Annotated in this window: 8 protein-coding genes; all 8 read left to right on the top strand. The window is 70.6% G+C overall.

Going from position 1 to position 12,847, the window contains the following annotated elements; translation table 11 throughout:
* The first annotated feature begins 20 nt into the window (after positions 1-20).
* The gene (locus HUA76_RS23985) at positions 21-947 is read left to right on the top strand and encodes an isochorismatase family protein (protein WP_174455422.1); all 927 of its coding nucleotides are present in this window, start codon (positions 21-23) and stop codon (positions 945-947) included.
* A gap of 69 nt (positions 948-1,016) precedes the next feature.
* Positions 1,017-5,384 carry a myxochelin non-ribosomal peptide synthetase MxcG gene (gene mxcG, locus HUA76_RS23980; RefSeq protein WP_174455421.1) on the top strand — a complete coding sequence of 1,456 codons (4,368 nt, stop codon included), beginning with the start codon at positions 1,017-1,019 and terminating at the stop codon, positions 5,382-5,384.
* On the top strand, positions 5,384-6,763 hold the full coding sequence (locus tag HUA76_RS23975; RefSeq protein ID WP_174455420.1) for a class II 3-deoxy-7-phosphoheptulonate synthase: 1,380 nt from the start codon (positions 5,384-5,386) through the stop codon (positions 6,761-6,763). Before mxcG ends, HUA76_RS23975 begins: the two co-directional genes overlap by 1 nt.
* Before the next feature lie 114 nt (positions 6,764-6,877).
* Positions 6,878-9,430 (top strand): TonB-dependent siderophore myxochelin receptor MxcH, encoded by a 2,553-nt coding sequence (gene mxcH / locus HUA76_RS23970; RefSeq protein ID WP_254614428.1) that lies wholly within the window; start codon positions 6,878-6,880, stop codon positions 9,428-9,430.
* A gap of 43 nt (positions 9,431-9,473) precedes the next feature.
* A complete protein-coding gene (locus HUA76_RS23965; RefSeq protein ID WP_174462173.1) occupies positions 9,474-10,724 on the top strand; it encodes a hypothetical protein in 1,251 nt (416 codons plus the stop codon).
* 131 nt (positions 10,725-10,855) lie between these two features.
* The gene (locus HUA76_RS23960) at positions 10,856-11,545 is read left to right on the top strand and encodes a MotA/TolQ/ExbB proton channel family protein (RefSeq protein ID WP_141646970.1); all 690 of its coding nucleotides are present in this window, start codon (positions 10,856-10,858) and stop codon (positions 11,543-11,545) included.
* 2 nt (positions 11,546-11,547) lie between these two features.
* Positions 11,548-12,003 (top strand): biopolymer transporter ExbD, encoded by a 456-nt coding sequence (locus HUA76_RS23955; RefSeq protein WP_141646971.1) that lies wholly within the window; start codon positions 11,548-11,550, stop codon positions 12,001-12,003.
* Positions 11,990-12,823, top strand: a complete 834-nt coding sequence (locus HUA76_RS23950) for a TonB family protein (RefSeq protein ID WP_174462172.1) — start codon at positions 11,990-11,992, stop codon at positions 12,821-12,823. The genes HUA76_RS23955 and HUA76_RS23950 overlap by 14 nt, the downstream gene beginning before the upstream one ends.
* The last annotated feature ends 24 nt before the right edge of the window (positions 12,824-12,847 follow it).

The raw sequence follows: 12,847 nt of genomic DNA, 5'->3' as shown, positions 1-12,847 counted from the left end.
CTTCCAGAAAAGGACCCCTCATGGCGCTCCCAGCCATCACCCCCTATCCGATGCCCGGTGCCGCCGACCTGCCGAAGAACAAGGTCGCGTGGACGCCCGACCCCAAGCGGACCGTGATGCTCATCCACGACATGCAGCGCTACTTCGTGGAGGCATTCACCCCCGGCCAGTCCCCCGTGACGGAGCTGGTGCCCAACATCCAGCGGCTTCGCGCGCACTGCCTCTCGCTGGGAATCCCCGTCGTCTACTCCGCGCAGCCGGGCGGCCAGACGCCGGAGCAGCGCGGCCTGCTGCTCGACTTCTGGGGCGGCGGCATCAACGGCGGTCCGCTCCAGAAGCAGATCATCGACGCGCTCACGCCGGGCGAAGGTGACGTCCAGCTCACCAAGTGGACCTACAGCGCGTTTCGTCGCACGGACCTGCTGGAGATGATGCGCGCGCGCGGCAAGGACCAGCTCATCATCTGCGGCATCTACGCGCACATCGGCTGCCTCCAGACGGCCAGCGATGGCTTCATGAGCAACATCCAGCCCTTCCTGGTGGCGGATGCGCTGGGCGACTTCTCCCTGGCGCACCACCAGCTCGCGCTGAGCTACGCGTCGCAGCTGTGCGCCGTCACCACCACCACGCAGCAGGTCATCGACTCGCTGGGCCTGCCCGCCGTCAAGGGTGCTCCCGGACTGAGCCAGCACCAGGTGCGCGCGGATGTCGCGGAGCTGTTGCAGCAGTCGGTGATGGAGGTGAACGAGGATGCGAACCTGCTCGAGCAGGGCCTGGACTCCATCCGGCTGATGAGCCTGGTGGAGCGGTGGCGGAGCGCGGGCGCGGAGGTCACCTTCGTGGAGCTGGCGGAGCGGCCCACGCTCACCGAGTGGTACGTGCTCCTGCGCGCCATGCCCCTTCCGCCTCCTGACGCGAGCAGCGTCCAGGTGGCCCTCCACCGTTAAGCGCCGCCCACGGAAGCGAGGCTCCCCCCACCTCGCTCCATGCCGATGCCCCCTCTCGAAGGACCTGCGATGACCGAAACACACGACGCACGCTGGCCGCTCACCGCGGCCCAGCACGGAATCTGGGTCGGTCAACAGCTCGACCTCGCGAGCCCGATCTACAACGCCGGGGAGTGCATCGAGCTTCGTGGCGCCATCGTCCCCGAGCACTTCGAGGCCGCCGTCCGTCAGACGGTCGACGAGGCGGAGGCCCTCCACGCGCGCTTCGAGTCCACCCAGGAAGGCTCCTCCCAGCTGGTCAGCCCCCGCGTGGAGTGGGCGCTCCAGCACGTGGACGTGTCCACCGAAGCGGACCCGTGGGCCGCCGCCCAGGCGTGGATGAAGGAAGACCTGACGCGCACGGTGGACCTCACCCGAGGGCCGCTCTTCGCCCAGGTCCTCTTCAAGGCGGGGCCGGAGCGGTACTTCTGGTTCCAGCGCGTGCACCACATCGCCATGGATGGGTATGGCTTCTCGCTGCTCACCCGGCGCGTGGCGGACCTCTACACGTCTCGCGTAACGGGCAAGGCCGCGCCCGCGGGCTTCGGTCCCCTGCGCCCCGTGCTGGACGAGGACGCGGCCTATCGCGCCGGTCCCCAGTTCCAGAAGGACCGTGACTTCTGGGTCGGCCGCCTCGCGGACGCTCCGCTGCCGGTGACGCTGGCGCCGCCGGCCCCCATGTCCGCGTCGTTCGTTCGCTCCACCCGGATGCTCGCGGGCACCGATGTGGAGCGGATGCAGGCCGTGGCGAAGCAGCTCGGACTGACGTGGCCGGACCTGGTGCTCGCGGCGACGGCGGCCTGGATTCACCTGCGCACCGACGCGCCGGAGGTCGTGCTTGGCCTTCCAGTGATGACACGGCTGGGCTCGGCCGCGCTGCGCGTGCCGTGCATGGCCATGAACATCGTGCCGCTGCGAGTGCCCGTCTCCCCCGGTGCCACCCTGGCCTCACTGGCCCGGCATGTCGCCGCGGAGATGCGCGCGTCCAGGCCCCACCTGCGCTACCGCTACGAGCAGCTTCGACGCGATCTGCGCCGCGTGGGTGGGCAGCGCAAGCTGTTCGGCCCCGTGGTCAACATCATGCCGTTCGACTACGGCGTGCGCTTCGCGGGCCTGCCCGGCATCGCGCACAACATCTCCGCGGGGCCCGTCGAGGACCTCTCCATCGGGATTTATGCCCGCTCGGACGGCGGTGGCCTGCGCGTCGACTTCGACGCGAACCCGGTCTGCTACGACGCGCGCGCCGTGGACTCCCATCAGCAGGAATTCCTCCGGCACCTGGACACGTGGCTCGGCGCGCCCGAGCAGGCCGTTCGCGAGCAGGTCCTGTCGACCGGTGGCGACGCGTCGGTCCTGGATGGAGGCCCGCTCCCCGCGCCCGCCCACCCGGTGCTGGAGCTCATCGAATGCCAGTCCCGTGAGCAGCCGGACGTCATCGCCGTGGAGCATGGCGAGCACCGCCTGACGTACGGCGAGCTGTGGCGGGTCGCCGGGTCGCTCGCGGAGCGCCTCGTCGCCGAAGGCGTCCAGTCCGACACGCCCGTGGCGGTGAAGGTGCCACGCGGAATCGACGCCATCGTCGCGTCGCTGGGCATCCTGCGCTCCGGCGCGGGCTACCTCCCGCTCGACCCCACCGGCCCCGCCTCCCGCTCGGCCGCCATCCTCGACGACGCCGCGCCCTCGCTGATGGTCCTCCCGTCGGAGACCGTCTCCGCCACGGACGCGAGCCCCCGCGCGGCCGGGCACCTGACCGTCCTGAAGCGCGACGTCGCCGCGCAGACGGTCACCCCTCGCGCCGAGGCTGAGCGGCTCGCGTACGTCATCTACACCTCCGGTTCGACGGGCCAGCCCAACGGCGTGCAGATTCCTCACCAGGCGCTGGCACACTTCGTCGCGGGCGCCACGCACCGCTACGCCGTCACCCGCGAGGACCGCATCCTCCAGTTCGCGCCGCTGCACTTCGACGCGAGCGTGGAGGAGGTCTTCCTGGCGCTGACCTCGGGCGCGCGGCTGGTGCTGCGCACCGACGAGATGCTCCAGTCCGTGCCCCGCCTGCTCGAGTCCTGCGCGGTCCACGGCATCACCATCCTCGACCTGCCCACCGCGTTCTGGCACGAGCTGGCCTACGCGGTGTCCACGGGCGCGGCGCGGCTGCCATCCTCCCTGCGCACCGTCATCATCGGGGGCGAGGCGGCCCTGCCAGAGCGCGTCGCCCGCTGGCGGGCCACCGTCGGTCCGAGCGTACAGCTGCTCAACACCTACGGCCCCACGGAGGCCACGGTGGTGGCGACGGTGGCGTCGCTCGCGGACGCCGGTGGTCCGGAGTCCGAGCGTGACGAGGTCCCCATCGGCCTGCCGCTTCCCGGCGTCCGCGCGGTGCTCGTGGATGCGCAAGGACGACTCGTCGCTCGGGGCTCGGAGGGCGAGCTGTGCCTCATGGGCGGCGCGCTCGCGCGGGGCTATCTCGGCCGGCCGGAGCTGGACAAGGCTCGCTTCATCTCCCTGGCCGCGCTGCCCGGCCAGCCCCGCGCCTACCGCACCGGCGACAAGGCCCGGCTGCGGGAGGACGGACAGCTCGTGTTCGTCGGTCGCGTGGACGACGAGCTGAAGATCAGCGGACACCGAATCGACCCGGCCGAGGTGGAGACGGTGCTCCTGGGCCACCCCGGCGTGCGTGAGGCCGCGGTGGTCGGACAGGTGCTCCCGGGCGGCGCCCGCCGGCTCTGCGCGCACATCGTCGCGGAGGCCCCCGTGCCTTCCGCCGCCGACCTGCGCAAGCACCTGCTCGCGAACCTGCCCGCGCCCATGGTGCCGGGCGCCATCGTGTTCGCCGAGCGCCTGCCTCGCACCAGCACGGGGAAGATCGACCGCGCCGAGCTGCGCAAGGCCACCACCACCGACGCCTCCTCCACCGTGGCGCAGGCCACCACGGAGCTGGAGCGCGTGGTGCTCGGCATCTGGGAGGAGGTCCTCGGCGCCACGGGCCTCACCGCGCAGGACGACTTCTTCGACCGAGGGGGCCAGTCCCTCCAGAGCATCCAGGTGGCCAACCGCCTGGGCATCGCCCTGGGCCGGGAGGTCCCCGTCGCCACGGTATTCCGCTACCCGACGGCCGCCGCGCTGGCCCAGGCGCTGGAGCACGGTGAGGCCACCGGCTCCGAAGCAAGCGGCCCGAGCACCACGATGCTCGCCGACTCGGAGCTGTCCGAGGACATCGTCCCCCGTCCGAGCACCACCGCGCCCCAGGGCGTGGGCGGCAGCTTCGAGACGCGCTTCCCGGAACCCCGTCAGGTGCTGCTCACGGGCGCCACGGGCTTCGTCGGCGCCCACCTGCTGGACCAGCTCCTGCGCCAGACGCGCGCCCGCGTGGTCTGCCTGGTCCGCGCCAGCGACGAGGCCCAGGCGATGGAGCGCATCCGCGCCGCGCTCACGTCCCAGCAGCTTCCGACGTCGGGCCTCGCCGAGCGGGTGCTCGCGCTGCCGTCGGACCTCACCCAGCCGATGCTCGGACTGGACAGCGCGCGCTTCCACGGGCTGGCCGCGGAGTGTGACGTCATCCTGCACAACGCCGCCGTCGTGAGCGTCGTGCGCGAGTACGGCAGCGTCCAAGCCGTCAACGTCAAGGGCACGCGCGAGCTCTTGCGACTGGCCGCCGCCGTGCGCCTCAAGCCCTTCCACTACGTGTCCACGCTGGCCGTGGCGCCCCAGGCGAACGTGAGCCCGGAGGTGCCCGAGGACTTCGTGCAGGCCCACCCCGGACTGCGTGACGGCTATCAGCAGAGCAAGTGGGTCGCGGAGCGACTGGTGCAGCACGCCTCCGAGCGCGGCCTGCCCGTCGCCGTCTACCGGCTGGGCCGCGTCGTCGGCGCGACGGACACCGCCATCGTCAATCCGCAGGATCTGGTCTGGCGCATCCTGCTCGCGGGCATTCCCTCCGGCTCGCTCCCGCTGCTCGACGTGGGAGAGACCTGGACCCCCGTGGACTACGTGGCGCGCGCCATCGTCAAGCTCTCCCGCGTCGCCACGCCCGGCACGGTGTTCAACGTGACGCCCGTGCCCGACGTGCGACTGCCGGACCTGTTCCGCTGGGTGGGCGAGTACGGCTACCCCGTGGACCTGCTCCCCATCCCCGCCTGGCGCGCCCGCGTCGCCGAGCGCGCCGGCACCGCGGACAACACCACCACCCTGGCCTTCTTCGACCTGCGCTCCGGTGACTTGGCGCCCGCGTTCGGCCTGGGCCCCATCCGCTGTCAGCGGTTGCATGAAGCCCTGGAGGGCACTGGCATCACCTGCCCCCAGGCGGATCGCGACCTCTTCTTCCGATACCTCGCCTGGTGCGTCACGCGCGGCCTGCTGCCCGCGACGCCTGGCTCCCCCAAGGAAACGGCCCCCTCGTGATGAACCGAACCTGGAATCCCCGCACCTGGCGGGAGAAGCCCGTGAAGTACATCCCGGATGACTATCCGGACATGCGCGCCCTCCACCGAGTGGAGGAAGAGCTGTCCCGACTCCCTCCGCTGGTCCACCCCTCGGAGACGCGGCGGCTCACCGCCTCGCTCGCGCAGGTGGCACAGGGCAAGGCCATCCTGCTGCAAGGCGGAGACTGCGCGGAGAGCTTCAAGGAATTCACCACCGACAACATCCGCGACACCTTCCGGCTCATCCTCCAGATGGCCGTGGTGCTCACCTTCGCGGGCGGACGCCCCGTGGTGAAGGTCGGAAGAATCGCCGGCCAGTTCGCCAAGCCGCGCTCCAGCCCCGTGGAGACGCTCGACGGTGTCACCCTCCCCGCGTACCGGGGCGACATCATCAACGGCATGGACTTCGAGGCCGCCGAGCGAATCCCCGACCCCAAGCGGCTCCTCAAGGCCTACCACCAGTCCTCCGCCACGCTGAACCTGCTGCGCGCCTACTCGCAGAGCGGCTACGCGGACCTGTGCAACCTGCACCGGTGGACGCTCGACGGCGTCTCCGGCTCACCGCAGGGAGACCAGTACCGCAAGCTCGCGGACTCCATCTTCGAGTCCCTCTGCTTCATGAGCGCGCTGGCGCCATCCCCGGAGTACACGGCCGCGCCCACGCCCACGCCCGTGGACCTCTTCACCAGCCACGAGGCCCTGCTCCTCAACTTCGAGGAGTCGATGACGCGCATGGAGCCCGGCTCCGGCCACTGGTTCGACGCCTCCGCCCACATGCTGTGGATTGGCGAGCGCACCCGCCAGCTCGACGGCGGCCACGTGGAGTTCATGCGCGGCATCCGTAACCCCATCGGCGTCAAGTGCGGGCCCACCATGGACCCCGACGACCTCCTGCGCCTGATGGACGCGCTCAACCCGGAGGCCATCCCCGGACGCCTCACGCTCATCGGCCGCTTCGGCTCCGACAAGGTCGCCGACTGCCTCCCGCGCCTGATGGCCGCCACCCGCCGCGACGGCCGCCCCGTCATCTGGTCCATCGACCCGATGCACGGCAATACCCACAAGGCCAGCAACGGCTACAAGACACGCTCCTTCGACCGCATCCTCTCCGAGGTGAAGTCCTTCCTGGAGGTCGCCTCCTCCGAAGGCGTCCACCCGGGCGGCATCCATCTGGAGATGACCGGGCAGAACGTCACCGAGTGCCTGGGAGGCCCGCTGGCCGTGACGGAGGACGACCTCCACAGCCGCTACCACACGCACTGCGACCCCCGCCTGAACGCGGACCAGGCACTCCAGCTCTCCTTCATGGTCGCGGAAAAGCTTCAGGCCCTGAAGACCCCCCACGCCAGGGCAGCCTGAGTCACCCATCAACCCTTGACAGCACTGGGTCTACAGGAATACACGGCCTCGCAAATGAAAATGAGAACCATTTTCATAATCCCCACTGGGCGCGGACGAGAGGTCGTTGGCCGGATGCGTTGGAGCGTGGCGGTGATGGTGTGGCTCGCGTTCGCCCTTCCGGCGCGAGCCCAGGTGGCCGGTGAGGCCCAGGTGCCGGCGGCGGCGCAAGCCCCGGCGCCGGTGCCGGCCGTGGTGGCGCCGAAGCTGGTGACGTTCGTGGAGGCTGCCTACCCGGCCGAGGCGGAGCAGGCCCGGCTGGAAGCCACGGTGCGGTTGAAGCTGACGCTGGATGACCAGGGCGTCGTCACGGAGGCGGAGGTCCTCGAGCCCCAGGGACACGGGTTCGACGAGGCGGCGCGACAGGCCGCGCTGAGCTTCCGCTTCGAGCCGGCCCGGCGTGAGGGCGTCGCCGTGGCCTCGCGCATCGCCTACAGCTACGAGTTCCGCCTCCCCGTGGAGCCCACGCCCGCCCCCGTGGTCGAGACTCCCGCTCCGGCTCCGACGCCCGCACCGGAGGCCGTGGCCCAGCCGCCCGCTCAGCCCGAAACGCCCGGGGTCACCGCGGCGCCGGTCGACGTGAGCCAGGAGGCCATCGACGTCACCGTCGAGGGTGAGTCCGTGGCCAACCGCCGGCGTCGCTCCGCCGAGGCGGTGAAGGTCATCGAGACGGAGAACCTCCAGCGCGAAGCCGTGGACATGGGCCAGGCGCTGGCGCGCAGCGAGGGTGTCGGCGTGCGCCGCGCGGGAGGCCTGGGCAGCCGGGCCCGCTTCTCCCTGGCGGGGCTCGCGGATGACCAGGTCCGCTTCTTCATCGACGGCGTGCCGCTGGAGCTCGCGGGCTACGGCCCGGACTTCGCAAACGTCCCCGTCAACCTGGTGCAGCGCATGGAGGTGTACCAGGGCGTCGTGCCGGTGCGCTTCGGCGCGGACGCGCTGGGGGGCGCCGTGCAGATCGTCACCACCGAGAACCTCCAGGGCAGCGGGGCCTCCGCGTCCTACGAGATTGGCTCGTTCGAGACCCACCGCGTCGCCGCGAGCGCGCATCACGTGGCCAGCGCCTCCGGCCTGTTCGTCCGAGCCAGCGGCTTCTTCGACTCCAGCCCCAATGACTACCGCGTCGACGTCCGGGTGGAGGACAGCTCGGGGAAGCTCAGCGACGCGCGGCTGCCGCGCTTCAATGATGCCTTCCGCGCGGGAGGCGGCGGCGTCGAGGTCGGCTTCCTGGACAAGCCCTGGGCGCGGCGCCTCATCCTGCGTGGCTTCGCCTCCGCGTCCACCCAGGAGATCCAGCACGACACGACGATGAAGGTGCCCTACGGCGAGGTCGACTCGGGCAACCAGTCCGGCGGCGCCACGCTCCGCTTCGAGCACACCTATGACGGCGGCCTCATCGCCGATGCCGTCGGCGGCTATGTCTTCCGGCAGGCGCGGCTGAGCGACCAGGGCCGCTGCGCCTACGACTGGTTCGGCCGGTGCGTCGCCGAGCTCCCGCAGGCCGGAGAGATGGAGAGCCGCGCCGTCGACCGTCATGTGGGGCAGCACACCGGCTTCGCGCGCATCAACCTGGGCTGGAGCTTCACTCCCAACCAGATGCTGCGGCTCGCGGTGTCACCGACCTGGGTGAAGCGGACCGGTGAGGACCGCGCGCTCCGGAACACCGGACTGGTGGATCCGCTCAGCGCCCGCCGCGGCCTCTACACCCAGGTGACCGGGCTGGAGCACGAACTGGATGCCTTCGACGAGCGGCTGGAGAACATCGCCTTCGTGAAGAGCTACGTGCAGCTGGCCCGCGCGGACCGGCTGAGCCCCGACAACAGCTTCATGCCCGTGGACCGGGACACCTTCACCTTCGGCGTCGGTGACTCGCTCCGCTATCGGCTGTCGTCCCTGTTCATCGCCAAGGCTTCCTACGAGTGGGCCACGCGCCTGCCCCGGCCCGACGAGCTGTTCGGCGATGGCATCCTCATCGACGCGAACCTGGAGCTGGATCCAGAGACCAGCCACAACCTCAACCTGGAGCTGGCGCTCGACACGCGCGAGACGCGGCACGGCTCGTTCCGGGGCGGCGTGATGGGCTTCGCGCGACTGGCGGACCAGCTCATCATCCCCCAGGGGCGCGAGGGCTACTTCACGTACCAGAACGTCTTCGCGGCTCGCGCCCTGGGCGGCACCGGCGCGGCCGGGTGGACGTCTCCGGAGCAGTACTTCTCGCTGGACGGCAACGTCACCTGGCAGGACGTCCGCAATGTCTCCAGCGAGGGGGCCTTCGGCATCTTCGAGGGGCAGCGGCTGCCCAACCGGCCGCACCTGCTGGCCAACGGCAGCGCCCGCTTCCAGTTGAGCGGCCTGGCCTCGTCACGCGACGAGCTGTCGCTGACCTGGCACACCCGGTACATCCACTCGTTCTACCGGGGCTGGGAGAAGCTGGGCACCCAGGATTCGAAGCAGGACATCGACGCGCAGCTCCTGCACTCGCTGGCCCTCACCTATGTCACCCGGACCGCGCGCGCGACCTTCAGCTGGACGGTCGACGTGCAGAACCTGACCGACGCCACCGCCATGGACTTCATGGGCGTTCAGCGTCCCGGCCGCAGCGTCTCCGCCAAGGTGGTCGCGGAGCTCTGAGTCACCAACACGCAGTCATCCTCTCCGAAAGGCTTTGCCCCCCATGAAGATTCGCTCGTTCTTCCCCCTGTCGCGCATCACCGCCGCGGCGCTCGCGCTGTCGCTGTTCGCGGGCTGCAATGACGACGACAAGGATCCGGAGCCGACCCCCAACACCGGTCCCGTCTATGCCGCCATCACCCAGGTGAGCGTCGACGGTGAGTCGCAGAGCTACATCGTCCTGACCGACAAGGTCGACGTCACCACGCCGCTCGCCCTGGAAAACGCCATCGAGGTTCCGGGCCGCGCCCTGGGCTCTGGCATCGCGAAGAATGGCCTGCTGTACGTGAGCAGCAGCGAGGGCGCCGTCGTCACCCGCTACAAGCTCACCGCGGAAGGCAAGCTGGAGAAGGACAAGGACGCGCAGGGCCGTGACGCGGAGGTCAGCTTCCAGGGAAGCGGCGTCAGCTCCATCGGCGAGTACCAGCACCAGTTCCAGTACGTCTCGGAGACGAAGGCGTATTACATCGACGGTCGCTCGGGGAAGGTCATCGTCTGGAACCCCACCGCGATGACGGTCACCAGCGCCATCACCCTGACCGGGCTGACCATCGAGGGCGCGCTGAGCACCTTCGCGACGATGCCGGTGCGCGTCGGCAACAAGATCATCATCCCCATCGGCTGGCGCCCGAGCGCGGGCATCGGCATCACCAAGCAGGCCGGCGTCGTCGTGGTGGACACGGTGGCCGACACGGCGACCATCGTGACGGATGACCGCTGCGGCTACGTGCGTGACGGCGTCGTCGGTCCGGACGGCCTGGTGTACCTGGCCACCGAGGCGTACGGCGCGGCCGTGTACCGCACGGCGGGCCCGGAGACCACGCCGGTGCCCTGCCTGCTGCGCTTCAACGCGACGACGCAGACCTATGACCGCGCGTTCTTCCGCAACCTGGCCGACCTGACCAACGGCAACGCCACGGGCTCCCTGCTGCGCGGCCCCAACGGCACCGCGTACCTGCGCGTCCTGGACGAGACCACCTACACCGTGGTTCCGGGCGTGCACCCCCGCCCCGTGGCCAGCGCCGTCGCCTGGAAGTTCTGGCAGCTCAACCTCAGCACCTTCACCGCGACGGAGGTCACCACCCTCCCCGTCTCCACGGGCAGCACGTTCCTGTATGACGTGACGGACAGCCGCACGCTCTTCACGGAGTTCACCAGCACCTCCACGACGAACTTCCGCGACCTGACCAGCCAGAACGGCGCGGTCGCCTTCAGCACGCAGGGCCTGGTCTTCTCCTTCCTGCAGCTGCGCTAGTCACTTTTTCATCCCATGGCGCCGGGTGCGGAGGTCGCATCCGGCGCCGTGGAGTCCTGCTTCAAGGCAACCCGTAGACAACGACGCGGCGATGACGAGCGGTCATCACGACGACGCCTGAGAGAGCGACCATGCACATCGTGGAAATCGTCAAGGATGTCTTCGTGCAGTGGGGTGCCAACTGGGTGCTCTGGCTGCTGTTCGCCCTGTCGCTGGTGAGCATTGGCATCATCATCGAGCGGTGGATTGTGTTCCGCACCAAGCAGGACCTGGTGCGCGAGCTGTCCGGCACGCTGGAGGAGACGCTGGCGAGCGGCGACTTCCCCTCGGCCATCTCCAAGCTGGAGAAGCGCACGTCCGTGGGCGCCACGGTGGCCCGCGCCGGGCTCCGGCTGGCGCCGCAGGGCATGACAGCGGCGGAGAAGGGCATGCAGAGCGCGCTCGCGATTGAGCGCTCCACGCTGGAGAACCGGCTGGCCTTCCTGGGCACGCTGGGCAACAACGCGCCCTTCATCGGGCTGTTCGGCACCGTCATCGGCGTGCTGCTCGCCTTCGAGGCGCTGAGCGAGACGACCGCGGGCGCGGTGGTGGGCAAGACGAGCCAGGTCGCCTCCAACGCGGTGATGGGCAGCATCGCCGAGGCGCTGGTCGCCACGGCCGTGGGCATCGGCGTGGCCCTGCCCGCCGTGGCCGCCTACAACTACTTCCAGCGGCGCATCGCGAGCATCCTCTCGGACGCCGAGGCCCTCACCAACCTGGTGCTGGCCTACGTCTCCGCCCGTGAGCGGGCGGCGGCGCGCTCCTCCACCGGAGGCGCCTGACCATGGCGGGCGGAACGCAGCCCCGAGGCGGCCTGATTGAGGGCATCAACGTCACGCCGCTCGTGGACATCATGCTGGTGCTGCTCATCATCTTCATGGTGACCGCCCGGCTGGTGGACAGCCCCGCCGTGCCCCTGGATCTCCCCAAGGCCTCGCAGAGCGAGGACGTGCAGACGGTGTTCGCCGTCTCCATCACCGCCACGGGCCAGCTCCTGGTGAACGGCGAGGGAATCACCGAGGCCGCGCTGCGAGACAGCGCGCGGCATGCCCTGGTGAAGGACCCGGAGCTGCGCGCGGTCATCCAGGCGGATGGCGCCGTGCCGCACCGGCAGGTCATCGCGGTGTTGGATCAGCTCAAGGAAGCCGGGCTCACGAAGGTCGCCTTCGGCACCGTGCGCCCCGCCGAGCCGGCGACGCCCGAGACCCCTGCGACGGAGGACGGGCGTGTCATCCCCTGACCCCACCGCGCGCCCCGACGCGAGCATCGCGAGCATCATCCTGGGCCCGCCGCCCGCGCGGCGGCGACACGGGCTCGTCTGGGCCATGGTGGCCACCGCGTCCCTGCACGGCGTCGCCGGCGTCGTCGCCTGGCAGGCCTGGCGCAAGGGTGAGTCGCTGGCGCCCAGGGTCACCCAGAAGAAGCAGACGCTTCAAATCGACCACGTGGTGGACCTGAAGCCGCCCCCGCTGCCTCCCGAGCCCCCGCCGCCCGCGCCTCAGCGCGTCGCGAGGGCGGACCCGCCACCGCCGCGCGTGAAGACGCCCAGCCCCGCGCCTCGCGAGTCGTCACGTCCCACGCCCGCCGAGCCCGCGCAGGCCGGCGCCGTCATCGCCGCGAAGGAGCCGGCGGCCCCGCTCGACTTCACGGACTTCGAGATGACCAGCGGCAATGCGCCTCGCTACGCGGGAGGCGTGACGGCGTCCACGGGTCGCTCGGCGACGGCGGTCAACACCGTGCCGAGCGGAGAGACGCAGGGCCAGGGCACCGGAGGCGGCCGGGCCCGCTCCATCCAGCTCGCGGCGCGAAGCTGGAGCTGCCCCTGGCCGAAGGAAGCGGATGCGCTGCGCATCGATGACCAGCTCGTCGTGCTGCGCGTCGCCGTGGACGCCGACGGCGAGGTGACGTCGACGGAGCTGCTGTCAGACCCGGGACATGGCTTCGGCCAGGCGGCCCTGGACTGTGCACGCAAGGCGCGCTTCGACACCGCGCTGGACCGCGAGGGCCGGCCCTACGCGGCGACCTCGCCACCGATTCGGGTGCGATTCGTCCGCCCCTAGCCTCGCGGCCCCCGCCGCGCGCGA

This window comes from Myxococcus sp. CA056, from assembly GCF_013336715.1.
Taxonomy (GTDB): Bacteria; Myxococcota; Myxococcia; order Myxococcales; family Myxococcaceae; genus Myxococcus; species Myxococcus llanfairpwllgwyngyllgogerychwyrndrobwllllantysiliogogogochensis.
This window is presented reverse-complemented; position numbering and strand designations above follow the sequence as displayed.